Below are 22,959 nucleotides of genomic sequence, written 5' to 3'. Positions count from 1 at the left end.
TGGATCCCTGCGCGCTCGGACGGGCTGTGTACGTTCCCAGTCCCGTTTCCCGGCCCCGTTCCGTTCGCGGGGCGAGAGGGTACCGGTGCGCACCCCGGAAGCGCTTCGACGCGTGCGCCTCCCAGTAAGGCGTAACAAGGCGAAAACCTGAAGCCCCTGGTCCACTTCTTCTCCACCGGTGACCCGCCCGCGGATCAGGGCGTCACGGGTGCGGGCCCGCGCAAGACGTAACACAGGGAAAACCTGAAATGCCCATGACCGGTGAACAATCCGGCTGACCGCCGCGTGAACCGTACACAAGGAGGAGTGCATGCCGGACACATCTGATCCCACCGCGCCCGTACAGAAGACCGAGGACGCCACGGCCCCCGCGCCCCCGGAGGCGAGGGCCCCGGCGTCCGGCCGCCGGGGCGCGGTCGACCGCTTCTTCTCCATCAGCGCCCGGGGCTCCGACCTCGGGCGCGAGATACGCGGCGGCTTCGCCACCTTCTTCACGATGGCCTACATCCTGGTGCTCAACCCGATCATCCTCGGCTCGGCCGAGGACAAGTTCGGCAACCACCTCTCGGGGCCCCAACTCGTCACCGCCACCGCCCTGGTGGCCGCCGTGATGACCGTCGTCATGGGACTCGGAGGCAATCTGCCGCTCGCCCTCGCCGCGGGCCTCGGCCTCAACGCCGTCGCCGCCTTCCAGCTCGCGCCGCTGATGAGCTGGCCCGACGCGATGGGCCTCGTCGTGATCGAAGGCCTGCTGATCTGCGTCCTCGTGGTCACCGGGCTCCGCGAGGCGATCATGCACGCGATCCCGTCATCCCTCAAACAGGCCATCAGCGTGGGCATCGGGCTCTTCATCGCGTTCATCGGCTTCGTCGACGCCGGGTTCGTCTCCCGCATCCCGGGCGAGACCGGTTCGGTCCCCGTCCAGCTCGGAGCCACCGGGCAGCTCGCCGGCTGGCCGGTCCTGGTCTTCTGCGTCGGCGTGCTGCTCACCGTCGCGCTGCTCGCCCGCCGGGTGAAGGGCGCCATCCTCATCAGCATCGTCGTGACGACCGTGGTGGCGGTGATCATCAACGGCATCGCCGACATCGCTCCCACCGCATGGGGCCTGACCGTCCCCGCCGTCCCCGACGACCTGGTCGCGGCACCGGACTTCGGACTGATCGGCTCCTTCAGCCTCTTCGGCGCCTTCCAGCAGGTCGGTGTGATCACCATCGTGCTGCTGGTCTTCACCCTGCTGCTGAGCGACTTCTTCGACACGATGGGCACCGTCGTCGGCGTCTCCCACGAGGCCGGGCTCCTCGATGAGGACGGCAAGGTGCCGAATCTGGGCCGCGTCCTGCTCATCGACGGTGCGGCCGCCGTCGCGGGCGGCGCGGCCTCCGCGTCCTCCGCCACGTCCTACGTCGAGTCGGCGGCGGGCGTCGGCGAGGGCGCCCGTACCGGCTTTGCCTCCCTGGTCACCGGCGCACTCTTCGCCGTGGCGCTGTTCCTCACCCCGCTCGCCACGATCGTCCCGGCCCAGGCGGCGGCGCCGGCCCTGGTCGCGGTCGGTTTCATGCTCATGGCGCAGGTACGGCACATCGACTGGGAGAAGTACGAGATCGCCATCCCGGCCTTCCTCACGATCGCCGTGATGCCGTTCACCTACTCGATCACCAACGGCATCGGCGCGGGCTTCGTCGCGTACGTCGTGATCAAGGCGGTCCTCGGCAGGGCCAGGGAGGTCCACTGGCTGCTGTGGGGCACCGCGGCCCTGTTCGCGGTGTACTTCGCCATCGACCCTGTCGAGCAGCTGCTCGGGGCGAGGTAGGCACCCCGCCGCCACCGCCCGGCCCGGGCGGTGGCGGTACGGATCACCCCTTCAGGGCCGCCTTCATCATCTTCTGTGCGATCGGCGCCGCCAGGCCGTTGCCGCTGACCTCCGAACGGGCCGCCCCGGAGTCCTCGACGACCACCGCGACCGCGACCTGCTTGCCGGTGGACTCGTCCTGCGCGTACGAGGTGAACCAGGCGTACGGGGTGTTGCTGTTGTCCACGCCGTTCTGCGCGGTGCCCGTCTTGCCGCCCACCTCAGCGCCGTCGATCTTCGCGTTGCTGCCGGTCCCCTTCTCCACGACGGTGACCATCGCGCTGCGCAGCTGCTCGGCCGTCGACTCCTTCACGACCCGTTCGGTGTCGCCGTCCGGATACTCCTGGAGCGTGGAGCCGTCCGAGTCGGTCACCTTCGCGACCATGTGCGGCGAGGCCAGCTCACCACCGTTGGAGAGGGCGGCCGAGACCATGGCCATCTGCATCGGGGTGGCGGTCACCTCGAACTGGCCGATGCCGGTCAGCGCGGTCTGCGCCTTGTCCATACCGGTCGGGTACACGCTCTGCGACGCCCGCACCGGCACGTCCAGCTTCTCGGTGTCGAATCCGAAGGCGTCCGCCATCGCCTTCAGCTTGTCCTGGCCGAGATCGGCCGCGACCTTCGCGAAGACGTTGTTGCAGGAGTACTGGAGGGCGGTGCGCAGCGTGGCGTTCTCGCAGGGGGCCGAGGGGTTCTCGTTCGACAGGACCGTGCTCGTGTTCGGCAGGGTGTACGGGTCGGGGCTGTCCGTGGGCTCGTCGACCGAGCCGTACAGGCCGTTCTCCAGCGCCGCCGAGGCCACCACCAGCTTGAACGTCGAACCGGGCGGCAGAGGCTGCCGCAGCGCCCGGTTGACCAGCGGCTTGGTCTTGTCGTCGAGCAGCTGCTGCCAGGCGTCGCCGTCGTTCGTCCCGCTGATGTCGGAGGGGTCGTACGACGGGGAGGAGACCATCCCCAGGATCCGCCCGGTCGCGGGGTCCATCGCGACCGCCGCGCCCCGGTCGTCGCCGAGCGCCTCGAAGGCGGCCTTCTGCACGTCCGGATCGATGGTCGTGACCACGTCGCCCGGGGACGTCTGCTCGCCGGTGAGCAGATCGGTGGGATTCTTCAGCCGGTCGTCCGTGCCGTCGAGGACATCGCTGTAGATGCCTTCCAGCTGGGTGGCGCCGTAGGCCTGCGAGCTGTAGCCGGTGACCGCCGCGTACAGCTCGCCCTGGGTGTAGGTGCGTTTGTAGCGGAGGTCGTCGCCGTCCGTCTCCTTCGAACCGGTGACCGGGGATCCGGCCACGATGATGTCGCCGAGCGGCTGCGCGTACTGCGCGATGGTGTTCCGCCGGTTGTGTTCGTCGTCTGCGAGCGCCCGTGCCTCGTACGCCTGCACCCAGGTCGCCCGCACCAGCAGGGCGAGGACCATGAGCAGACAGAAGACCGAAGCGCGCCTGATCGTCTTGTTCATCCCGCTGGAGGGACGAACGGGGGCGTCCGGGGCGTTCCCGTTCGTGTTCCTTCTCACCGGTTTCTCAGGCGCCGGGACGGATCGGCCGGACGCTACTCGTCCCCCGCGAACATGCTGATCAGGCTGTGGGGTGTGTCGTCGCCGAAGAGGAGCTCGTGGAGATGGTCTCCATCGGTGGCGGCTTCGGCGCTTCGGGGGAACATGGCCTGCTCGTATGCGGTGAGCGCGGCCTCGACGTCATCGGGGTGTGCGGCGACGGCCTTGCCGAGTTCGGCGCCGTCGAGCATGGCCAGGTTGGCGCCTTCGCCGTTCGGGGCGGACAGGTGGGCGGCGTCGCCGAGCAGGGTCACCCCCGGCATCCGGTCCCACCGGTGCCCGACGGGCAGGGCGCTGAGGGTGCGCAGGACCGGCGGGGTCTCGCCGTCGGTGATCAGCGCGGTGAGCTCCGGTGCCCAGCCGTCGAACTCCTGCGCGATCCGTGCGGTGGCCGCTTCGGAGTCGGTGAAATCGACGGCGGCGAACCAGTCCTGCGACTCGGAGAGCGCCACGTAGGTGTGGAGGGTCCCCCCGCTCTCCCGGTGAGCCTGGATCCCCTTGCCGGGCGCGAGCGCGAAGAGAGCCCCGCCGCCGACCGCTTTCGCGGCGGCCGGGTGCCGGGTGTCGGCGTCGAACAGGTAGGTCTCGACGAACGACCTGCCGGTGTATTCGGGTGTGGCGGCGGAGAGCAGCGGCCGGACCCGCGACCAGGCACCGTCCGCGCCGACGAGCAGGCTCGTGACCACGGTGGCGCCGTCGGCGAACGTCACCTCGTGACGGCCCCCGCCGAGGGCGCGGACGCCGCTCACCTTGTGCCCCCACCGGACGGTTCCGGCCGGGAGCGATTCGAGCAGGATCCGTCGCAGCCCGCCGCGCAGCACCTCGGGGCGTCCACGCGCGCTGTCGTCGTCGAAGAGTACGGTCCCGTCCGGGGCGAGGACCCGTGTCGCCTCGCGGCCCTCGAGGACGAGGCCGCGGAACTCGTCCATCAGGTCTGCCGCCCGGAGGGCGGGCTGGCCGTTCTCCTCGTGGATGTCGAGCATCCCGCCCTGCGATCGCGCCGTCGCGGAGGCCTCCGCCTCGTAGACCGTCGCCGGGATGCCGTGTACGTGGAGGACGCGGGCGAGGGTCAGCCCGCCGAGTCCTGCGCCGATGATCGTGACGTGAGTGGTCATGGTGCTTCCTTCCGGTCGCTGCCTCCCGGGCGAAGCACCCGGAGCATCTATGGAATGTTGTTCCACAAAGAGCGTGGAGCGGCGTTCCAGAGATGTCAAGCTGGAACGGGGTTCCAGGCGTGTGTCAGGATGTACGCATGGCAACCAGGGCGCGTCGCACGGAGCGACGCGAAGAACCGCTCTCACGCGAGCGCATCGTCGAGGCCGCCGTCGGGCTGCTCGACACGGCGGGTGAGGGCGGGCTGACGTTCCGGGCGCTTACCGAGCGCCTCGCCACCGGGCCCGGGGCGATCTACTGGCATGTGGCGAACAGGGGCGAGTTGCTCGACGCCGCGACCGAGGCCGTCGTGGCCGCCGCTCTGGTGGCCCAGCCCTCCGGGGCTCCGGGGCCGCCGCACCCGCCGCGCTCACCGCAGGGGGAGATCCGCGCTGTCGCTCTCGGGCTGTTCGACGCGGTCGAGGCGCACCCGTGGCTGGCCGCACAGCTCGCCACGCAGCTCTCCCGCAGGCCCTGGCAGTCGGTGACGCCGCGGATCTTCGAACGCATCGGCCGGCAGGTCCGTGCGCTGGGGGTGCCCGAGGGCAGCCGGTTCACGGCGGCCTCCGCCCTGGTGCACCACATCCTCGGCGCCGCCGGTCAGAACGCCGCGAACACCGAGAGCGCCCGCACTCTCGGGCCCGACGCGGACCGCGGCGAGTTCCTCGACGCCGTGGCCGGGGCTTGGGAGGAGCTCGATCCCGACGACTACCCGTTCACCCGGGCCGTCGCGGCCGAGATGCGCGACCACGACGACCGGGCGCAGTTCCTCGCAGGAGTCGATCTCGTCCTCGCCGGCATCGCAGCGGTGCACCCGCCCGCCACGTAGCGCCTCGACCAGGCGTCCGGGGTGTGGGGAGGCGGCCTGCCGGGCTGTCAGAGCCTGCGGGTCGCGAGGGTGAGCCGGTCGCGGGCGTCGAACAGGGCGTCCTTGACCATCTGCTCGTGCGCCGGTGTGAGCCGGGCGACCGGCACCGAGCAGCTGATCGCGTCACGCGCCGGAGTGCGGTACGGGATCGCGACGCCGAAGCAGCGCAGCCCCAGGGTGTTCTCCTCGCGGTCCACCGCGTAACCCTGCTCGCGGATGAGGTGCAGCTCCTCGATGAGCTTCTCGCGGTCGGTGAGGGTGTGCTCCGTCAGCGCCGGCAGTGTCTCGGGCAGCATCTTGCGGACCTGCTCGTCGCTGTGGGTCGCCAGCAGCGCCTTGCCCAGCGAGGTGGAGTGCGCGGGCAGCCGGCGGCCGACACGGGTGAAGGGCCGCAGATAGTGCTGGGACTGCCGGGTGGCGAGATACACCACGTTGGTCCCGTCCAGCCGGGCCAGGTGGATGGTCTCCGTGGTGTCGTCGGAGAGCCGGTCCAGCGTGGGGCGGGCGGCCGCGACGACCTCGTCGCCGTCGATGTACGAGGTGCCGACGAGCAGGGCGCGCACGCCGATCCCGTACCGCGTGCCCGTGGCGTCGGTCTCCACCCAGCCGAGCTCCACCAGCGTCCGCAGCAGCATGTAGAGGCTGGACTTGGGGTAGCCGACCGCTTCCTGCACCGCGGCCAGCGAGTGCATACCGGGGCGCCCCGCGAAGTATTCGAGGAGTTCCACCGTCCTTACAGCGGACTTGACCTGTGCCCCACCGGACTCGCCAACCGACATGCCTTATGTCCCTTCCAGCCTTCTTGTACGACCCTGCGACTTCTTGCCAACACGGAACGCCCGGAAATAGAGTTCCTGTGTATTCACGTTCAGGAACGCTGTTCAGAATACCGAACAACCTCTCCTGTGTGGCAGCGGAACGGAAGGAAATACGGTGGCAGCAGCACCAGTCTGGAGCGTCGACCCCCGAACGGGGAACCCGCGTGAGCAGGTTGCGGTGGAGGCTACAGCGGAGGAGGTCGACCGCGCGGTCCGGGCGGCGCACGCCGTTCGCGGAGCGCTGGCCGACCGCACCGTGCGCGCCGCGTTCCTCCGCACCGCGGCCGACCTCCTCGCCGAGGCCCAGGAACACGTCATCGAGGCCGCCGACGCGGAGACCGCGCTCGGCCCGGCCCGGCTGACCGGCGAGCTGGCCCGCACGGCGGCCCAGCTGCGGGCCTTCGCCGAGGTCGTCGACGAGGGCGCGTACCTCGATATCCACATCGACCACGAGGACGGCAGCCGCACCCCGCCGTGGCCGGACCTGCGTCGCTACAAGATCCCGCTCGGCGTCGTCGCCGTCTACGCGGCCAGCAACTTCCCGCTCGCCTTCTCCGTCCCCGGCGGCGACACCGCGAGCGCGCTCGCCGCGGGCTGCCCGGTCGTCGTCAAGGCGCACCCCGACCACCCCGCGACCTCGGAGATCTGCGCCTCGCTCCTGCGCAGGGCCGCGGCGCAGCACGGTCTGCCCGAGGACGTCCTCACCGTGGTCCACGGCTTCGACGCGGGTGTCGAGCTGGTGAAGCACCCGCTCGTCTCCGCCGCCGGGTTCACCGGCTCGATCCGCGGCGGCCGCGCCCTGTTCGACGCCGCGGCCTCCCGCCCCACCCCGATCCCCTTCCACGGCGAGCTCGGTTCGCTCAACCCCGTCGTCGTCACCGAGGCGGCCGCCGCCGAGCGCGGTGAGCAGATCGGTGCCGGGCTCGGCGGCTCGATGACCATGGGCGCCGGACAGTTCTGCACCAAGCCCGGCTTCGTGTTCGCCCCGTCCGGAGAGGCGGGCGACCAGCTGCTGAAGTCGCTGACCGAGACGGTGAGCGGTACGGGCGCCGGGGTCATGCTCGACCACCGGATGCGCGACGCCTTCGTCCACGGAGTGGCCGAGCGGGCCGCGCTGCCGGACGTCGACGCCCCGGTCACCCCGGGCGCGGGCGGCGAGCACACGGTCTCCCCGGGCTTCTTCACCGTGCCGGCGCAGCGCCTGGCCCAGAAGGGACCGCACGACGCGCTCCTGGAGGAGTGCTTCGGCCCGGTCACCGTCGTGGCGCGTTACGACTCCGCGGACGAGATCACCGCCGTGCTGTCGCGCCTCCCGGGCAACCTCACCGCCACCCTCCAGATCGCCACGGAGGAGGCCGACGGCAGCGCCGCCGGACTGCTGGCCGAGCTCACCCCGGTGGCCGGACGTGTCCTGGTCAACGGCTGGCCGACCGGTGTCGCCGTCGCCCCCGCCCAGCACCACGGCGGCCCCTACCCGGCCACCACCTCCACCTCCACCTCGGTCGGCGCCACCGCGATCGAGCGCTGGCTGCGCCCGGTCAGCTACCAGTCCACGCCCGAGGCGCTCCTGCCGCCGGAGCTCCGCGAGGACAACCCGCAGAACCTGCCGCGACGGGTCGACGGGCGCCGCGCATGACGGCCGTACAGCTCCCTGAGCTCCCCTTCGTCCTGGAGCCCTTCGGGCCCGAGGGCGGATGGACGTACGAGGAGGGCGTGCTGACCGGTTCGGCCGGGGCGAAGCAGGACCGTTTCGTCCCGCCCGGCGGCGGCTCCCTGGAGCCCGCCTCCGACGCGCCGCGCCTGCTGGGCCCGGCACCTGAGGGCGACTTCCAGCTGATCGCCCGGGTGCGCGTCGGATTCGCCGCCGCCTTCGACGCGGGGGTGCTTTACCTCCACGTCGGGGAGCGGGAGTGGGCGAAGCTCTGCCTGGAGCTCTCACCGGAACGCCCGACGATCTGCACCGTGGTCACCCGCGGCCACTCCGACGACGTGAACTCCGCGGTCGTGGAAGGGGACAGCTGCTGGCTGCGCCTCAGCCGCATCGGCGGCGCCTTCGCCTTCCACGCCTCGGCGGACGGTGAACGGTGGACGTTCGTCCGGCTGTTCACCCTCGGCACGGAGGAGGAGCGGGCCGCCGCCCGTATCGGCTTCCTCGCGCAGTCACCGACCGGCGACGGCTGCACGGTGACGTTCGACCGGATCGCCTTCCGGCCCACCGGCCCCGGCGATCTGCGCGACGGCAGCTGACCGATCAAACGTAGACCCACCGAGGGCCCGGAATCCGAGAGGATTCCGGGCCCTCGGTGCTGGGGAGCCGGGTCCTCCGCGGCGCCCGGTGTTCACCTGCACGTCACCCGGAATCCTCCTGCAATCAACCCGCGTTTCTCACGGCTTCCTCATGCGGCCTTGATTGCGTGTCCGTGCCGGCCCGGTCCGGCACGTAGACGCAAGGAGGCGCATGGTGTCGCGACCCGACATGGCCGCACCCCGTGGGTCCCGGGACGGCGATGCCCCGGCCCCCGAGGGTGACCAGTCGCCGCATGTGGCGAGCAGGCTGCACGCGTTCAACCGGTTCGAGCTGAAGTATCTCGTCCCCGTCGAGCAGGCCGCCGAGATCCGGGAGGAGCTCGGCGAGCGGATGGACCGGGACCTCAACAGCCCGGTGGGCGGCTACGGGGTCTGGAGCCTGTACTACGACAGCCCCGAGCTGCGGTTCTACTGGGAGAAGATCGAAGGCCTGAAGTTCCGGCGCAAGCTGCGGATCCGGCACTACGGCGACCTCGACGGGGTCACCGAGGAGTCGCCGGTGTGCGTGGAGATCAAGCAGCGGGTGAACCGGGTGACGCAGAAGCGGCGCATCACCCTCCCGTACGCCACCGCCCGGAGGCTGTGCGACGGCCGGGAGATGGTGGAGCACTCGCCCAAGGAGAGCGCCTTCGTCCAGGAGGTGCTGGACCTCGCCGTCCGGCTGAACCTCCGGCCGACCGCGATCACCGGATACCAGCGCGAGGCCCTGGTCGGCCGCGCCTCCGACACGGGGCTGCGGGTCACCTTCGACCGGCGGATCCGGGGCCGGGACCGCGACTTCCACTTCGGGACCGCCACGCCGGAGAACCGGTTCACCATCCCGCCCCACATGACGGTGATGGAGATCAAGGTCAACGAGCGCACACCGCACTGGATCACCGACCTGGCAGCGCGCCGGAATCTGAACCTGGTGCGGATCAGCAAGTACGTGCAGTCCATCGAGGCGTTCGGCCTGGCACCCAGGTCGGTCTTCCACCTCGACGAGGCGGACTGTCCGCCTCCCACCCCCCACACCCGGCTGCCACTGGGGCAGCCGGCGGCGCCGCACGCGCCGGTGAAAGCAGGAGCACAGTGAACTTCGATCTGCAGGAACTCAGCGGGACGTTCAGCGTCGCCGACGTGGTCGCCGCCATGGCGCTGTCGTTCATCCTGAGCACGGTGATCGGCTACACCTACCGGTACACCCACCGCAACGTCTCCTACAGCCAGTCGTACGTCCAGACGCTGGTCATCGTCGGCATGATCGTCGCCCTCATCATGCTGGTGGTCGGCTCGAACCTGGCACGGGCGTTCTCCCTGGTCGGCGCGTTGTCCGTCGTCCGGTTCAGGAACGCGGTGAAGGAGACGAGGGACGTCGGCTTCATCTTCCTGGCGATGGCCATCGGCATGGCCTGCGGTGCCCGCTTCTACACGCTGGCCGCCGTCGGCGCCGTCGTGATCTGCGTCGTGATCCTCGTGATGTTCAAGTTCAACTGGTTCGCCCTGAACGTCCAGCGTCAGGTCGTCAAGGTCCAGGTCCCGGCGGGCGAGGACTACACGCCCGCCATCCGTGACGTGCTGATCAAGTACACCAGTGAGTTCGAGCTGGTGAGCACGGAGACGATCCGCGGGGGAGCCCTGAACGAGGTGTTCTACACCGTGCGGATGAAGAAGGGCACGGAGCCCGGCGACCTCGTCACGGCCTTGCAGGAGCGCACCTCCGGGCAGCGGGTGACGGTGCTGACCGGTTACGACACCACCGACCTGTGATGAGCGGCGGCACGGAGCCGGTCCGCCGGCGGCGGCTCAAGGACCGCCTGCCGGTGCGGCTGCGGCACCACTGGAAGCCGGCCGGGGCGCTGTGCCTGGGACTCGCCGTCATGGTGTACGCCTTCGGGGACGCCCGCGTCTCCCCGTACGTCACCTCCTCGTCCCGCGTCGAGGCCGACACGATCACCGAGAACGTCAAGGGCACGGTCGGCCTCTACGACACCACGGTCGAGCACGCGATCCAGCTGCAGTACAAGCAGACCGACTTCGAGAAGATGATCAAGGAGTTCGAGGACGACGGGACGAAGGACTCCATCAAGGCCGACCTCACCATCGACGGGGTCTTCCTCCAGGACGTGGGGATTCGCCTGAAAGGGAACTCCACCCTGATGTCCCTGCGCGGCAACCAGGGCGGAGCCGGTGGCGGCCGGATGCCCGCCGGAGCCGGGCAGGGCGCCCCGCAGCAGCAACAGGGCGGCGGGGGCCAGGACCGCGGCCAGGCCGCGAACGGCGGCGGTCCTGGCGCCGCGGGTGCCGGAGGTGCCGCAGGCGGTGCCGGAGCCGAAGAGCGTGCGGGCGGCGGCGGGGGAGGGATGACGCAGTACGACCTCTCCGCCGACAAACCCGAGGAACTCCCCCTGCTCATCGAGATCGACGAGTACGTCGAGGGCCGCGCCTACCAGGGCGAGCGGGAGATCTCGCTGCGTCCGGGAACCGACGAGCAGGTGCCGCTGAACGAAGCCCTGGCGCTGTCGCTGACGGACGGGAGCGGGCAGACGGCCGAGCGTTACGGCTTCACCACGGTGTCGGTGAACAACGGTCCGGAGGTCACGCGGCTCATGGTGGAGAACCCCGACACCGAGTACGCCGAGGCCGTCGACGGCAACGGCGTGCTGTACAAGGCGCGGGCGGGCGGCACCTTCGCCTACAAGGGCGACGACCCCTCCGACTACGAGACGTCGTTCCGGCAGCTCAACAAGGTCGGAAGCCAGGACCTCTCGCCCGTCATGAAGTTCATCAAATGGGTGGACGAGGCGTCGGACGAGGAGTTCGCCGCAGACCTCGACAAGCACGTCGACGTCGAGTCGTTCGCCGAGTACGTCGCCACGCAGAACCTGCTGATGAACTTCGACGACATGGCCGGCCCGGGCAAGAACTACCTGCTCTGGTACGACCTGGACACCAAGAAGTTCTCCGTCCTCGGCTGGGACTACAACCTCACCTTCAGCGGGGACGCCGAGGCGGGGCCCGACGACGAGATGAGCATGGGGGGCGGCCGCCCCGGCGCGGGCGCGCAGGGCGGCGACGAGGCAGCACAGGGGGGAGCCGCCGAAGGGCAGGGCGGCATGCCCGCTCCCCCCGAAGGGGCGCCGGAGGGGATGCCCGGCGGCACCGGCGAAGGCGGCCCACAAGGCGGCTTCCCAGGCGGCGCGGCCGCCGAGGGCCAGGACGGCGAGGGCGAAGGCGGTCAGGCCGGCGGCGGCCGGGGCGGCATGAGCGGCCACGAGCTGAAGGACCGCTTCCTGGAGCTGGACGCCCTGGATCCCGCGTACAAGAAGGCATACAAGGAGCTGTACGAGAAGTTCTTCGGCTCCGGCGCGGCGCTCGACGCGCTGGACGACATCTCGGGCCAGGCCGAGAAGGCCGGTGTCGACGCGGCGGACCTGAAGAAGGCCGTGGCCACACTGCGCACGACCGTCACCGCACGCACGGAGGCGCTGGCGAAGGACACGGAGGTGACCGGCTGACCACCGGCGCCCCGGACCCGGATTCCCCCGATCCGGTCCGGGGCGCCGGTACACCCGCGTAGCCGCGTCCTCCCGCCCGTTCCGTACGGTGGAGACCCCCCGAGCCCCCGGTCCCCCAGGCCGGCATGAACCCCGCACCACCCGAGGTGAACCCTGTGGCCTCAGCCCGGCACACCGTTCTGGTCGTCGAGGACGACCCGAGCATCCGCACCCTGCTCACCTCCGCCCTGCACGCGGCCGGCTACGCCGTCGTATCCGCGGGAACAGGGCAGGAGGCCCTGGCCGGGAGGGCCCGCAGCGGGCCGGACCTGATCGTGCTGGACGTGATGCTCCCGGACACCGACGGCTTCACGGTCACGCGTGAACTGCGCGCCCGGGGCATCTACACCCCGGTCCTCTTCCTCACCGCACGCACCGATGTCGAGGACCGCATCATCGGCCTCAGCTCGGGCGGGGACGACTACGTCACCAAGCCCTTCCACGTCCAGGAGGTCCTGCTGCGGGTGCGCGCCATCCTCCGCCGAAGCGCCGGGCCGCGCGCGGCGCCTCCCGCCGAGCGGCCGCCCCTGCGCTACGCCGACCTCACCCTCGACGAAGAGGCACACGACGTGCACCGCGCAGGGCAGCGGGTGCCGCTGTCACCGACGGAGTTCCGGCTGCTGGCCTGCCTCATCGCGCAGCCCGGGAGGGTGCTCGAAAAGCAGCAGATCCTGCAGAAGGTCTGGAACCACGACTTCGCCGGCGACACCCGCATCGTCGACACCTACATCAAGAACCTGCGCCGCAAGATCGACCGCACCGAACCCCCGCTCATCCACACCGTGCGAGGCGTCGGATACTGCCTGCGCCTGCCCCGGGACCGCACGGCGTGAGAGGGGTGCCGAGGCGCCTGCGCCCCCGTTCCCTGCGCACCCGGCTGGTGCTGATCGCCACGGTCCTGGCCACGGCTGCGGTGCTGGTGTGCCAGGCCACCGGGCTGACCCTCATGCACTCCTGGCTCATCGGGCAGGTCGACGACCGGCTCACCGACTTCCGCCCGCCCTCGCCCGTCTACCGGGACATCGCCGACGGCACCGTGCCCTCCCACCGGCCGCCCCCGCACGAGACCCTGCCCTCGGACTTCCGTGTCTACTTCTACGACGCCGAGGGCCGCCTGCTGCCCGACTCGCTCGGCAGCGGCCGGGGCGAACCACGCCTGGCCGAGGCCATCACCGCGCGCGAACCCGGGGACGGACGGCCCGCCACGGTGCCCGCCCGGGACGGCGACGGCGACTGGCGCGTGGTCGCCGACTCCGGCCCCCGGGGCATGCGCGCCGTCGTCGCCCTGCCGCTGGACAGCGTGCAGGAGGCCACGTCCAGACTGCTCTGGTTCAGCCTGGCCGTCGGAGCGGTCACCGCGACCGGAGTGATGCTGCTGGGCGGCGCCGCCGTCCGCCTCGGCCTCCGGCCACTGACCCGCGTCGAGCACACCGCCCGGCGCATCACCAGCGGTGAGCTCGAACAGAACGCCACCGACACCAGCCCGGACACGGAGGTCGGCCGCCTCGGCATCGCCTTCAACACCATGCTGGACCAGCTGCGCGCGGCCCTGCACCGCAAGGACAGGACCGAGCGCAGGCTGCGCCGCTTCATGGCGGACGCCGGGCACGAACTGCGCACCCCCCTGACCTCCCTCCAGGGCTTCGCCGAACTCCTGCTGGACGACCCGCACATGTCCCCGCGCCGCAGACGCGAGGCCCATGAGCTCATCGCGCAGAACGCCGAGCGGATGAGCCGCCTGGTCGACAGCCTCTTCCTGCTGGCCAAGCTCGGTGACGCCCCCACCACCGAGCACGGCCCCGTCGACCTGCTCTCGCTGGCCGCGGACGGCATCGCCGCCTCGGCCGTACGCCACCCGGGCCGGCGCATCGCCCTCGCCCCGCTCGGGGCGGGGGACAGCGACGGCCCGGGGGAGCTCGACGTCGTGGAAGCCTCCGGCGATCCCCATCAGCTCGCCCAGGTGCTGTCCAACCTCCTGGACAACGCCTGCACCCACACCCCGCCGGGCACCCGGCTCCGGATACGCGTCGGGAGTCTGCGCGCCGGCCCCCGTACGGGAGGCGCCGACCGGCCCGGCCGTACGAGCGTCAATCCGCCCCTGCCCTCCGGCGCCCCGGTCCACGTCATCGAGGTCGTCGACGACGGCCCCGGTCTCGCACCCCAGGAAGCCCAGCAGGTCTTCGACCGCTTCTACCGGGCGCCATCGGCCTCCGGCGCCCCCCGTGACAGCGGATCCGGCCTCGGCCTCGCCATCGCCTCGACGATCGCCGAGGCCCACGGAGGCCGCATGGAACTCGACACCCGCCCCGGCGACGGCTGCACCTTCCGGCTGCTGCTCCGGGCCGGCCCCTCCTGAACCGGGTCACATACCGAACCGCCGTTCCACATACATGAATCTGGGACCTCGACATCAGCAAGCCGCTCGCCCCCGGCGACACCGCTGAGCCGGCCTCCTCCGTCGAGGCCTCGGTGACCGCGGGAGCGGGCGCCGGCAAGATCAGGGTCCGTCTTCCGGGCCCGCAGGCCCTAGCTGTACGGAAGGCCCTGGGCGGTCACCGTCCGAGCGGCCGCGGTGGTCCGCAGTGCGTCGAGCAGCCCGCGCAGCGCGGGCTGCTCGGCCGGTGACGACTCGCGCACCGCCGCCTGGATCGACCTGACCGGCTCCGGGCCGCGGACCCTGCGGACGGTCACGCCGGGAGGGGGATCGCCGGCCCCCAGCTCCGGAATCAGGGCGATACCGAGCCCCGCGGCCACGAACGCCTGTGCCGTGGCATGGTCCTCGCTCTCCACCACGAAACCCGGGCTGAACCCCGCCGATGCGCAGGCTTCGAGAACGGGGTCCAGGCAGGGGCCCGGGCGGTCGCTCCTGATCCAGGGATCGTCGGCGAGGTCGCTCAGCTCGATCTCCCCCTGTGCGGCGAGCCGGTGATCCTCGGGCAGTACGGCGAGATACCTGTCCTCGAGCAGGGGCACGAACCGGATGCCGTCGACGGGCGACCGGTCGCGCGGCCGGACCACGAGCGCCAGATCGGCGCGGCCGTCCTTCACGTCCGGCAGCGGGTCCTCGGGATCGCTCAGCTTCAGCTCGGTCCGCACGCCCGGGTGTTCGCGGCGGAGCCGGGCGAGCGCGGGGGCGACCAGGGCGGCCCCCACGCTCGTGAAGTAACGGATGGCCACCCGTCCCGTCCGTCCGGCTCTCAGGTCGGCCAGTGCGGTCTCCGCCTCGGCGATCTGGTCGCCGATGAGGGTCGCGTACTCGTTGAGCAGGCGCCCCGCGTCCGTCGGCCGCACACCCCGACCGGACCGCTCCAGGAGCGTTATCCCGGCCTCCTTCTCCAGCGCCGCCATCTGCTGGCTGACCGCGGAGGGGGTGTACTGGAGATTCCGTGCCGCGGCGGTGACCGACCCGCTGGTGATCACCGCTCGCAGAAGCTGCATCCGTCGCACATCAATCATGTAGTTCAGCTTAACGCCGCATGCAAACTTTTTCGCTTGTCTTACGTGAGCTGTCGGGGCACTGTTCAAAGTCGGACACCTGCCAGGAGGCGAACAGTGCTCAGCGGTCAGCGAGTAACTCTCATGCGCATGGCTCTTCTCGCCCTGCTGTGGGGGTCGGGCTTCCTCTGGATCAAGATCGCCCTGAACGGCGGTCTCTCTCCACTGCACATCACGGTCATCCGGTGCGCTCTCGGCGCGGCCGTCCTGCTGGCACTCGCCCGCTCGGCCCGCCAGCGTCTGCCGCGCGGCCGCCGGGCGTGGGGCCACCTCGCCGTGGCCGCCTTCTTCTGCAACGTCCTGCCGTTCTTCCTCTTCAGTGTCGGCGAACAGACCGTCGACTCCGGGGTGGCGGGCGTCCTCAACGCCACAACTCCCCTCTGGTCCATGGGAATCGGTCTCGCCCTCGGGACGGAGCGGGGCCGGCAGCCGCTGCGCCTGACCGGCCTGGTCCTCGGCTTCGCCGGGGTGCTGCTCGTCTTCGCCCCCTGGCAGGAGAGCGGACTGGCCAGTTCGGGCACTCTGCTCCTCCTCGCCGCGGCCGTGAGTTACGCCGTCGCCTTCGCCTACATGGCCCGCCACCTCCTGGGCCGGGACGGCGCGCCCCTCGCCCTGTCCGCGGCCCAGCTCCTGGCCGCGACCGGCATGACCGCGCTCGCCCTTCCGGCGGGCTCCGGCGTGGGGAACCCCACCCTCGGAGCGGTGGCCGCAGTCATCGTCCTGGGCATCTTCGGCACGGGCCTCACGTTCCACCTCAACTCGCGGCTCATCGCCGACGAGGGCCCTACGGCCGCTGCCACCGTCGGGTATCTGCTGCCGGTCGTCTCGGTGGCCCTGGGGGCCGTGGTCCTCGACGAGCGGTTGAGCGCCCGCGTCGTCACGGGCATGGCCGTCGTACTCATCGGTGTCGGCCTGACCCGCGCCCGCCGACCGGAAGGCCCGGCCGACGGGGCCACCGGATCGCGGCGCCTCGGATCAACGCTTCAGGGGCGCGAGCTTCAGAAACCGGCGGCGTAGCGCACGAAGTGTGCCCAGCGGGCGGGGGTGACGGTCAGGTGGGGGCGGGTGAGGTCCTTGGAGTCGCGGACGAGGACGGCGTGTCCGGTGGCGGCGACCTCAACGCACTCGCCTCCCTCGTTGGAGCTGTAGCTGCTCTTCGACCACGAGTGAGCGGCGGGGTTCCGCACCCGCGCTTCGGTATTCATCGCTGTTCCAGCAACCTTTCGATAAGGATCAAGGACTCACACGGCGAGAGTGCCTGAGCCCGAACGCATCCGTATCGTGCGGCCAAGATGCGGACTTCCGCCAAGTCGGTGATCAACCGGCTGATGTTCTGCACCTCAAGGTAACCGACCTGGGGCCTGTCCTCCGGCGTGAGCAGGATGAACGGGCCTCCCATACCCGCGTGTTCATGTCGGTCCAGCGGCATGACCTGGAGCTCCACGTTGCGCAGTCGACCGAGGCGGAGCAGTTCCTCCAGCTGGGACTTGTGGATGTCCCATTCTCCGATCGGTCGGCGAAGGGCGCCCTCTTCGATCACGCAGCTCACCATGGGGGCCGGCCAGCTCGTCAGCAGTTTTTGCCTGGCCAGCCGGGCCGCCACGCGCTGCTCGATCGTCTCGTCGTCGAGCAACGGCTTGCGCATGGCGTAGAGAGCGCGAGCGTGTGCCTCGGTCTGGAACAGGCCGGGAATGGTGTGGTTGCTGTAGTAGCAGAGCTCCACCGCATCCGCCTCCAGTCGCGCGTAGTCCCGGAACCACGCCGGATGCTTCACCCGCGACCGTGCCTTTGCTCTGGCCATGTCGTCCTTCGCGGCCCGCAGCAGTCCGCCCGCTCCGAGCAACTCGTCCGCCGCGTCCAGGAATTCCGGCTGTGCCGTGCGGCGGCCCCGCTCCAGGGAGCGGATGAGGTCCTCGCTGTAGCCGAGCTGCTCACCGAGCTCCCGCTGGGTGAGGCCCGCCCGTTCCCTGAGCAGGCGTAGCTGGCGGCCGACGACCCGGAACAGGTCCGCCGCGCCCGCCGAGCCGTCGTCGTCGCCGATCGTGTCGTCCAGAACCACCGGTACCTCCGGTACCCGTCGCCGTGCGTACCGGTACATGCTCGTCACGTACCGCCATCACTCCTGGTAAGCGTACGGTCACGCCCCCACGCTGAGTGGTGTGAAGAGCGAATCCGTACAGATCCCCATGGCCGCACAACCATTCACCCAGTTGTTCAGCGCCACCCGCCGAGGGGCCCGGCTGGGGCGGTTGCTGACGGTGGAGCAGCTCGTCGCGTGGGGGTGGCTGCGTGATGGCGAGGCCACCCATGCCGCCGCGCTCGTGGTGGCCGAGCTCGCCTCGAACGCGGTAAGGCACGGGCGGCTGGAGGGGCGGGGCTTCCGGCTCACGCTCGTGCGGCTGCCGGGCGGAGGGCTCAGGGTCGAGGTCACCGATCCGCGCGGGGAGCGCCTCCCCGCGCGGCGTCCGGGGGGTCTCGGGATGGCCGTCGTGGAGGCGCTCGCCGCGGACTGGGGCGTACGTCCGTTTCCGCCGTCCGGGAAGACTGTCTGGGCCGAGATCGTCCCGGGGGCGGCCTCAGTGCCTGATCAGGCCGCCGACCGGGACCGGGGCGACGTGGCCGGTCGGCGGAACGGTCCGTGCCAGGGCGAGGCCGATGTCGACCAGCGAGGACCGGCCGACACGGGCGACCCCGGGGACCGGAGCCCAGACCGGATTGCCGGTCTCACCGTTCGGCTCGCTCCGGAGCCGGCCACCGGTGATGCGTACGCCGTAGAAGATCCCGACGTTCTGGAGCTCGGGCCGGCCGGGCAGTCGGCGCTCCGCCGCGGGGACCACCCGTGAGTCCACGCCCAGCAGGCGCTCGACGACAGCTTCCAGACCGGTCTCCTCGGCGACCTCCCGGATCACCGCGTCGAACGGGTCCTCCGCGTGCTCGACCCTGCCGCCCGGAAGAGACCAGTTGGGCTCGCCCACCAGCGGAACGTGACGGACGAGCAGCACCCGCTCGTCCTCGATGCACACGGCGTACGCCGCCAGTCGCAGATCCATCCCCGGAGGCTATGCCGCTTCAGCTCCGCCGCGCCGTGCTGTTCGCGCCGTCGACCGCCTCGCGGACGATGTCCGCGTGCCCGGTGTGCTGGGCCGTCTCCTGGAGCAGGTGCAGCAGGATCCTGCGTACCGGCCAGTGGTGGACGACCCCGGGCTCCCAGGGGGTCTCCGGCAGGGGGACCTCCGTGTCCAGGTCCGCCTTCGCGGTGGCCTCGTCGGTGGCGCGGGCGGCCTCCTCGTACGCGGCGCGGAGGCCGGTGACCGTGGCGCCCTCGGGTGCCTGGTACTGGCTCATGTCCCACATGCCGTCCGGGGTCCGGCCGCCGGCGCCGGTGAGGATGTGCGTCCAGACCCGCTCACCCCGGGTGAGGTGGTTCAGGATGCCGCCGAGCGTCAGCTCGCTCACCGTGGACCGCTCGGTGAGCTGCGCGTCCGTGGCGTCCCGCACGGTGATGAGGAGGAGCCGGCGCGCTTCGCGGAGGGCGGGGAGGAGCCTTCGGTCTCAGGAGTCATGCGACCACCGTAGGAAGGGAACAGGTCGGACACCGTCCTGATGGGCAGAGGTGCGGTCACCACGCCCGGCCTGCCCGGCGCCGGGAATCAGCCGCCGCGTCCGCACGTTGAACGGGCGGCGGAGGCCCCCTCCGCACCGGTACTGCAGAACTGGAGAGCGGAAGAGTCATGCGCGTCGAGATATGGAGCGACATCGCCTGCCCGTGGTGCTACGTCGGAAAGGCACGCTTCGAGAAGGGGCTGGCCGGGTTCGACCACCGTGACGAGGTCGAGGTGGTCCACCGCTCCTTCGAGCTCGACCCGGGGAGGGCCAAGGGCGACACCGAGCTGGTGATCGACATGCTGGCCCAGAAGTACGGGCGCAGCCCCGAGGAGGCCCGGGCCATGGAGGGTAACGTCGCGGCGAACGCGCAGGCCGAAGGGCTGGGGTACCGCACCGAGGGGCGTGACCACGGCAACACCTTCGACATCCACCGGCTGCTCCACCTCGCCAAGACCCGCGGACGCCAGGACGAGCTGCTGACCCTCGTCTACCGGGCGAACTTCGCCGAGGAGCGCTCGGTCTTCGACGACGCGGTGCTCGCCGACCTGGCCGCGGAGGCGGGGCTCGAAGCCGACGAGGCGCGTGCGGTGCTGGCCGACCCCGAGGCGTACGCCGACGACGTACGCGCCGATGAGCGGGAGGCGGCCGAGCTCGGCGCCACCGCGGTGCCGTTCTTCGTGTTCGACCGTCGCTACGGCATCTCCGGCGGCCAGCCGGCGGAGGTCTTCGTCCAGGCCCTGGAGCAGGCGTGGAAGGACCGTCAGGTCCCCGGTCTCACCCAGGTCGGCGGGGACGCCGCCGCCTGCGACGCGGACGGGGCCTGCGAAGTGCCCAGGACCGAACCGTCCGACCAGCGCGTATAAGGACTTCTTTGGCGCGCCGCCCGAACTCGCGTGATTGACGTGGGGTTGAGCGGCCGTCAGGCTGTCCCGCATGGAGACTTCTGCGATCGACCGGGCCCGGGCGACCGAATTCGCATCCGGGACCACCTATCTCAACACCTCCAGCTGCGGGCTGCTGCCCCGTCGCGCGGTCGACGCCGTCAAGGCGCTGGCGACCGACAGCGCGGCGGGCGTCCGGGGTGGTGTGGGCAGCTTCGAATCCGTCGACGCCGCCCGCGCCGGGTTCGCCCGGATCGCGGGTGTCGCGCCCGCGCGGGTGGCGGTCGGCGGGTCCGTCGCCGCGCATGTGGGGCTCGTCGCGGCCTCGCTCCCGGCAGGGTCCGAAGTCCTCGCGCCCACGGGGGAGTTCAGCTCCGTCGTCAGCCCCTTCGCCGTACGCGGCGATCTGAAGATGCGTTACGTCCCGCTGACCGAACTGGCCGGCTCGGTGCGGCCCGGGACCGCGATCGTCGCCTTCTCGGCGGTCCAGTCCTCCGACGGCCGGGTCGCCGACCTGGACGCGGTCCGCGCGGCCGCGGCCAGGCACGGGGCCCGCACGATGCTCGACGCCAGCCAGTCGGCCGGCTGGCTGCCGCTGGACGCCGGAGCGTACGACTACACGGTCACCGGCGGGTACAAGTTCCTGATGTGTCCCCGGGGCACGTCGTTCCTGACCGTGACCGAGGAGGCGCAGCCGACCCTGCCGGCCCTCTACGCGGGCTGGGTCGCGGCCGAGGACCGCTGGAACAGCACCTACGGGCCGGTCGAGAAGCTCGCCGTCGACGCCCGGCGCTTCGACGAACCGGTCGCGTTCCTCGCCTACCACGGGGCCGAGCAGTCGCTGGACCTGCTGGCCGAGGTCGGGGTGGACCCCGTGTACGCCCATGCCACCGGGCTCGCCGCCCGCTTCCGGGAGGGCCTCGCGTCGATCGGGCACGAAGCGGTGCCCGGTACCTCGGCCATCGTCGCCGTGCCCGGCCTGGGTGCCCGTGAGCCCGAGCTGGCCGCGGCCGGGGTGATGGTCTCGGCCCGGGCGGGGAATCTGAGGGCGGCCTTCCACCTCTACAACACCGAGGCCGACGTCGACCGCGCCCTGGACGTGCTGGCCGCCTAGCTACCGTGCGGGGCAGTCCCCGGTCTCGGTGCAGAGGTTCTCCTCCACCTTGGCGAGCAGCCGGGTCAGCTCCGCGCGCTCGGCCGGACCCAGCCCCGCGAGGGTGTGCTCCTCCAGGCCGGACCAGGCGCTGCGCACCTCGTCGTGCAGGGCGCAGCTCTCGTCGGTCGCCTCGACCAGGACGGCCCGCCGGTCGTCCGGGTCGGGGCGGCGGCGCACGTGTCCGGCCTGCTCGAGGCGCTGGAGCATCTTGGTGACGGTGGACGGGTCGAGGTCCATGGCCTTGATCAGCTCGGCCTGGCGGACCGCCCCGGTGTCCCACAGGTGCATCATCAGGAACTCCTGGCCCGGGTAGAGCCCGAGCCCCTTGAGCATGCGGCCCGCCGTGATCCTGTGCAGCCTGGCGACCCGTGAGACGGCATGGCTGACGGGCCCGCCCAGGGCCGCGCTCGGCAGCCCGCCGGCGCAGGCGGGGTCGGCGGGGTCGGTGCTGTCGTCCTTCATCGGGGCTCCTCGGGGCGGTGTCGCGGCCCGGTCGGTGCCGGGGTTCATGACGTCCTCGTGAACTTTACCTTGGTCGGCCAATTAATGGGTTACAGTGACCGGGCACCCACTTACTTGGCCGACCATGTAAATGCCTCGGAGGCTTCCATGACCACCGTGTTCGACCCTCTCGACCTCTCCGGCACCCAGCTGTCCAACCGCGTCGCCCTCGCGCCGATGACTCGCAGCAGGGCCGGTGACGGAGGCACCGCCACCGACCTCACCGTCGACTACTACACCCAGCGGGCCTCGGCCGGACTGATCATCACCGAGGGGATCCAACCCTCCGTGGTGGGCCAGGGATACCCCTCGACCCCCGGCCTGCACAGCGCCGAGCAGGTCACCTCCTGGCGCCGGGTCACCGACTCCGTCCACGCGGCGGGCGGCCGGATCTTCGCCCAGATCATGCACGCCGGCCGGATCGGCCACCCCGTCCTGCTCCCGGACGGACTGATCCCGGTGGCGCCCTCCCCGGTCGCCGCGCCCGGCCAGGTCTACACCCAGGCGGGCCCGAAGGACTTCGTCGAGCCGCACGAGCTCACCGACGCGGAGATCCGCGCGACCATAGGCGACTTCGTCACGGCCTCCCGCAACGCGATCGAGGCCGGCTTCGACGGCGTCGAGCTGCACGGCGCCAACGGTTACCTGATCCAGCAGTTCCTCGCCCCGAACACCAACCTGCGCACCGACGAGTGGGGCGGCTCCGACGCCGCCCGCACCCGCTTCGCCGTCGAGGTGGTCAAGGCGGTCGTCGCCGAGATCGGATCCGAGAAGACCGCGCTCCGCATCTCGCCCGGAAACCCCTACAACGGCATCGAGGAGCCCGAGCCGGACGCCGTCTACACCGCGCTCGTCACGGAGCTCGAGCCGCTCGGGCTGGCCTACCTGCACATCCTGGAGCAGGCCGGCACCCGTGATCTGACCCTCGCGCTGCGCAAGAGGTTCACGGGAACCCTCGTCCTCAACGTGTTCTCCGACGGGCCGACCGGCCCCGAGCACCACACGGTCGTCGACGACGGGATCGCCGACGTCATCTCCTACGGCGCCCTGTTCCTCGCCAACCCGGACCTGCCGGCCCGGCTCAAGGCCGGCGGGCCCTTCAACACCCCGGACCCGACGACCTTCTTCGGCGGCGACGCGAAGGGCTACACCGACTATCCGGCGCTGGACGCCGTCTGACGCGAACCGCGGAGCCGGAGGCATGAAGCCGTGCGGGCCGACGTGGCAGACTTCCGCCG

General features: G+C 71.2%; 21 protein-coding genes and 2 pseudogenes. 14 read left to right on the top strand and 9 right to left on the bottom strand.

All coding sequences use genetic code 11. The annotated features are described in order from the left end of the window. Window positions 1-310 precede the first annotated feature (310 nt). The gene (locus ACIQM3_RS21615; RefSeq protein ID WP_401626691.1) at window positions 311-1,810 is read left to right on the top strand and encodes an NCS2 family permease; all 1,500 of its coding nucleotides are present in this window, start codon (window positions 311-313) and stop codon (window positions 1,808-1,810) included. Between the two features lie 43 nt (window positions 1,811-1,853). Here ACIQM3_RS21615 and ACIQM3_RS21610 read toward each other — a convergent pair whose 3' ends face one another. Together ACIQM3_RS21610 and ACIQM3_RS21605 are read right to left on the bottom strand one after the other, a co-directional pair. Beyond that, complete coding sequence (locus ACIQM3_RS21610) at window positions 1,854-3,305, bottom strand: peptidoglycan D,D-transpeptidase FtsI family protein (RefSeq protein ID WP_401626689.1); 1,452 nt, start codon at window positions 3,303-3,305, stop codon at window positions 1,854-1,856. A gap of 92 nt (window positions 3,306-3,397) precedes the next feature. Further along, complete coding sequence (locus ACIQM3_RS21605) at window positions 3,398-4,516, bottom strand: FAD-dependent oxidoreductase (protein ID WP_401626687.1); 1,119 nt, start codon at window positions 4,514-4,516, stop codon at window positions 3,398-3,400. 137 nt (window positions 4,517-4,653) lie between these two features. Between ACIQM3_RS21605 and ACIQM3_RS21600 the strand changes: the two genes are divergently transcribed. Continuing rightward, window positions 4,654-5,382 (top strand): TetR/AcrR family transcriptional regulator C-terminal domain-containing protein, encoded by a 729-nt coding sequence (locus tag ACIQM3_RS21600; RefSeq protein WP_401626685.1) that lies wholly within the window; start codon window positions 4,654-4,656, stop codon window positions 5,380-5,382. A 47-nt stretch (window positions 5,383-5,429) separates the two neighbouring features. On the opposite strand, the gene ACIQM3_RS21595 is transcribed toward ACIQM3_RS21600, so the two are convergent. After that, window positions 5,430-6,200 carry an IclR family transcriptional regulator gene (locus ACIQM3_RS21595; protein WP_033305764.1) on the bottom strand — a complete coding sequence of 257 codons (771 nt, stop codon included), beginning with the start codon at window positions 6,198-6,200 and terminating at the stop codon, window positions 5,430-5,432. A gap of 154 nt (window positions 6,201-6,354) precedes the next feature. Between ACIQM3_RS21595 and ACIQM3_RS21590 the strand changes: the two genes are divergently transcribed. The 7 genes from ACIQM3_RS21590 (at window position 6,355) to ACIQM3_RS21560 (ending at window position 14,438) form a co-directional block, all read left to right on the top strand. Continuing rightward, a complete protein-coding gene (locus ACIQM3_RS21590) occupies window positions 6,355-7,875 on the top strand; it encodes an aldehyde dehydrogenase (NADP(+)) (protein WP_401626683.1) in 1,521 nt (506 codons plus the stop codon). Beyond that, a complete protein-coding gene (locus ACIQM3_RS21585) occupies window positions 7,872-8,486 on the top strand; it encodes a DUF1349 domain-containing protein (RefSeq protein WP_401626682.1) in 615 nt (204 codons plus the stop codon). Before ACIQM3_RS21590 ends, ACIQM3_RS21585 begins: the two co-directional genes overlap by 4 nt. A gap of 214 nt (window positions 8,487-8,700) precedes the next feature. After that, window positions 8,701-9,621 (top strand): polyphosphate polymerase domain-containing protein, encoded by a 921-nt coding sequence (locus tag ACIQM3_RS21580; RefSeq protein WP_401627428.1) that lies wholly within the window; start codon window positions 8,701-8,703, stop codon window positions 9,619-9,621. Beyond that, window positions 9,618-10,295 carry a DUF4956 domain-containing protein gene (locus ACIQM3_RS21575; protein ID WP_099176060.1) on the top strand — a complete coding sequence of 226 codons (678 nt, stop codon included), beginning with the start codon at window positions 9,618-9,620 and terminating at the stop codon, window positions 10,293-10,295. Before ACIQM3_RS21580 ends, ACIQM3_RS21575 begins: the two co-directional genes overlap by 4 nt. Beyond that, a complete protein-coding gene (locus ACIQM3_RS21570) occupies window positions 10,295-12,043 on the top strand; it encodes a CotH kinase family protein (protein WP_401626680.1) in 1,749 nt (582 codons plus the stop codon). The genes ACIQM3_RS21575 and ACIQM3_RS21570 overlap by 1 nt, the downstream gene beginning before the upstream one ends. A 125-nt stretch (window positions 12,044-12,168) precedes the next feature. After that, window positions 12,169-12,915 carry a response regulator transcription factor gene (locus ACIQM3_RS21565; protein WP_401626678.1) on the top strand — a complete coding sequence of 249 codons (747 nt, stop codon included), beginning with the start codon at window positions 12,169-12,171 and terminating at the stop codon, window positions 12,913-12,915. Next, complete coding sequence (locus ACIQM3_RS21560) at window positions 12,912-14,438, top strand: sensor histidine kinase (protein WP_401626676.1); 1,527 nt, start codon at window positions 12,912-12,914, stop codon at window positions 14,436-14,438. Before ACIQM3_RS21565 ends, ACIQM3_RS21560 begins: the two co-directional genes overlap by 4 nt. A gap of 170 nt (window positions 14,439-14,608) precedes the next feature. On the opposite strand, the gene ACIQM3_RS21555 is transcribed toward ACIQM3_RS21560, so the two are convergent. Next, window positions 14,609-15,538 carry a LysR family transcriptional regulator gene (locus ACIQM3_RS21555; protein ID WP_401626674.1) on the bottom strand — a complete coding sequence of 310 codons (930 nt, stop codon included), beginning with the start codon at window positions 15,536-15,538 and terminating at the stop codon, window positions 14,609-14,611. Between the two features lie 123 nt (window positions 15,539-15,661). On the opposite strand from ACIQM3_RS21555, the gene ACIQM3_RS21550 reads away from it, so the two are divergent. After that, window positions 15,662-16,594, top strand: a complete 933-nt coding sequence (locus ACIQM3_RS21550) for a DMT family transporter (protein ID WP_401626673.1) — start codon at window positions 15,662-15,664, stop codon at window positions 16,592-16,594. On the opposite strand, the gene ACIQM3_RS21545 is transcribed toward ACIQM3_RS21550, so the two are convergent. Next, the gene (locus ACIQM3_RS21545) at window positions 16,576-16,782 is read right to left on the bottom strand and encodes a DUF397 domain-containing protein (RefSeq protein WP_401626671.1); all 207 of its coding nucleotides are present in this window, start codon (window positions 16,780-16,782) and stop codon (window positions 16,576-16,578) included. The two genes, ACIQM3_RS21550 and ACIQM3_RS21545, sit on opposite strands and share 19 nt — an antisense overlap. Further along, window positions 16,779-17,675, bottom strand: coding sequence for a helix-turn-helix domain-containing protein (locus tag ACIQM3_RS21540; RefSeq protein ID WP_401627426.1), 897 nt, complete (start codon window positions 17,673-17,675; stop codon window positions 16,779-16,781). The genes ACIQM3_RS21545 and ACIQM3_RS21540 overlap by 4 nt, the downstream gene beginning before the upstream one ends. An 88-nt stretch (window positions 17,676-17,763) precedes the next feature. Here ACIQM3_RS21540 and ACIQM3_RS21535 point away from each other — a divergent pair. Next, window positions 17,764-18,120 (top strand): annotated as a pseudogene (locus ACIQM3_RS21535) (ATP-binding protein); the annotation flags it as partial. A 33-nt stretch (window positions 18,121-18,153) separates the two neighbouring features. On the opposite strand, the gene ACIQM3_RS21530 reads toward ACIQM3_RS21535, so the two are convergent. Together ACIQM3_RS21530 and ACIQM3_RS21525 are read right to left on the bottom strand one after the other, a co-directional pair. Next, the gene (locus tag ACIQM3_RS21530) at window positions 18,154-18,627 is read right to left on the bottom strand and encodes an NUDIX hydrolase (RefSeq protein WP_401626670.1); all 474 of its coding nucleotides are present in this window, start codon (window positions 18,625-18,627) and stop codon (window positions 18,154-18,156) included. 19 nt (window positions 18,628-18,646) lie between these two features. Further along, a pseudogene (locus tag ACIQM3_RS21525) lies at window positions 18,647-19,108 on the bottom strand (DUF664 domain-containing protein); the annotation flags it as partial. Between the two features lie 200 nt (window positions 19,109-19,308). Between ACIQM3_RS21525 and ACIQM3_RS21520 the strand changes: the two are divergent. Both ACIQM3_RS21520 and ACIQM3_RS21515 read left to right on the top strand, forming a co-directional pair. Next, window positions 19,309-20,046 (top strand): DsbA family oxidoreductase, encoded by a 738-nt coding sequence (locus ACIQM3_RS21520; RefSeq protein WP_401626668.1) that lies wholly within the window; start codon window positions 19,309-19,311, stop codon window positions 20,044-20,046. 70 nt (window positions 20,047-20,116) lie between these two features. Next, the gene (locus ACIQM3_RS21515; RefSeq protein ID WP_401626666.1) at window positions 20,117-21,178 is read left to right on the top strand and encodes an aminotransferase class V-fold PLP-dependent enzyme; all 1,062 of its coding nucleotides are present in this window, start codon (window positions 20,117-20,119) and stop codon (window positions 21,176-21,178) included. Here ACIQM3_RS21515 and ACIQM3_RS21510 read toward each other — a convergent pair whose 3' ends face one another. Further along, window positions 21,179-21,682, bottom strand: coding sequence for a MarR family winged helix-turn-helix transcriptional regulator (locus ACIQM3_RS21510; RefSeq protein WP_401626665.1), 504 nt, complete (start codon window positions 21,680-21,682; stop codon window positions 21,179-21,181). 147 nt (window positions 21,683-21,829) lie between these two features. Between ACIQM3_RS21510 and ACIQM3_RS21505 the strand changes: the two genes are divergently transcribed. Continuing rightward, the gene (locus ACIQM3_RS21505; protein WP_401626663.1) at window positions 21,830-22,900 is read left to right on the top strand and encodes an alkene reductase; all 1,071 of its coding nucleotides are present in this window, start codon (window positions 21,830-21,832) and stop codon (window positions 22,898-22,900) included. Window positions 22,901-22,959: the final 59 nt, after the last annotated feature.

Origin of the sequence: Streptomyces sp. NPDC091271, assembly GCF_044757505.1 — a bacterium.
Classification (GTDB): Bacteria; Actinomycetota; Actinomycetes; order Streptomycetales; family Streptomycetaceae; genus Streptomyces.
Note: the sequence above shows the minus strand (reverse complement) of the source record. Positions and strands in the feature narration are given on the sequence as shown.

Bases quoted from the DNA above. Each gene is read 5' to 3' on its own strand.
- ACIQM3_RS21615 (WP_401626691.1), top strand. From the start codon at position 311: ATGCCGGACACATCTGATCCCACCGCGCCCGTACAGAAGACCGAGGAC.
- ACIQM3_RS21610 (WP_401626689.1), bottom strand. From the start codon at position 3,305: ATGAACAAGACGATCAGGCGCGCTTCGGTCTTCTGTCTGCTCATGGTC.
- ACIQM3_RS21605 (WP_401626687.1), bottom strand. From the start codon at position 4,516: ATGACCACTCACGTCACGATCATCGGCGCAGGACTCGGCGGGCTGACC.
- ACIQM3_RS21600 (WP_401626685.1), top strand. From the start codon at position 4,654: ATGGCAACCAGGGCGCGTCGCACGGAGCGACGCGAAGAACCGCTCTCA.
- ACIQM3_RS21595 (WP_033305764.1), bottom strand. From the start codon at position 6,200: ATGTCGGTTGGCGAGTCCGGTGGGGCACAGGTCAAGTCCGCTGTAAGG.
- ACIQM3_RS21585 (WP_401626682.1), top strand. From the start codon at position 7,872: ATGACGGCCGTACAGCTCCCTGAGCTCCCCTTCGTCCTGGAGCCCTTC.
- ACIQM3_RS21570 (WP_401626680.1), top strand. From the start codon at position 10,295: ATGAGCGGCGGCACGGAGCCGGTCCGCCGGCGGCGGCTCAAGGACCGC.
- ACIQM3_RS21565 (WP_401626678.1), top strand. From the start codon at position 12,169: ATGAACCCCGCACCACCCGAGGTGAACCCTGTGGCCTCAGCCCGGCAC.
- ACIQM3_RS21555 (WP_401626674.1), bottom strand. From the start codon at position 15,538: ATGATTGATGTGCGACGGATGCAGCTTCTGCGAGCGGTGATCACCAGC.
- ACIQM3_RS21550 (WP_401626673.1), top strand. From the start codon at position 15,662: ATGCGCATGGCTCTTCTCGCCCTGCTGTGGGGGTCGGGCTTCCTCTGG.
- ACIQM3_RS21545 (WP_401626671.1), bottom strand. From the start codon at position 16,782: ATGAATACCGAAGCGCGGGTGCGGAACCCCGCCGCTCACTCGTGGTCG.
- ACIQM3_RS21540 (WP_401627426.1), bottom strand. From the start codon at position 17,675: ATGTACCGGTACGCACGGCGACGGGTACCGGAGGTACCGGTGGTTCTG.
- ACIQM3_RS21530 (WP_401626670.1), bottom strand. From the start codon at position 18,627: ATGGATCTGCGACTGGCGGCGTACGCCGTGTGCATCGAGGACGAGCGG.
- ACIQM3_RS21520 (WP_401626668.1), top strand. From the start codon at position 19,309: ATGCGCGTCGAGATATGGAGCGACATCGCCTGCCCGTGGTGCTACGTC.
- ACIQM3_RS21515 (WP_401626666.1), top strand. From the start codon at position 20,117: ATGGAGACTTCTGCGATCGACCGGGCCCGGGCGACCGAATTCGCATCC.
- ACIQM3_RS21510 (WP_401626665.1), bottom strand. From the start codon at position 21,682: ATGAAGGACGACAGCACCGACCCCGCCGACCCCGCCTGCGCCGGCGGG.
- ACIQM3_RS21505 (WP_401626663.1), top strand. From the start codon at position 21,830: ATGACCACCGTGTTCGACCCTCTCGACCTCTCCGGCACCCAGCTGTCC.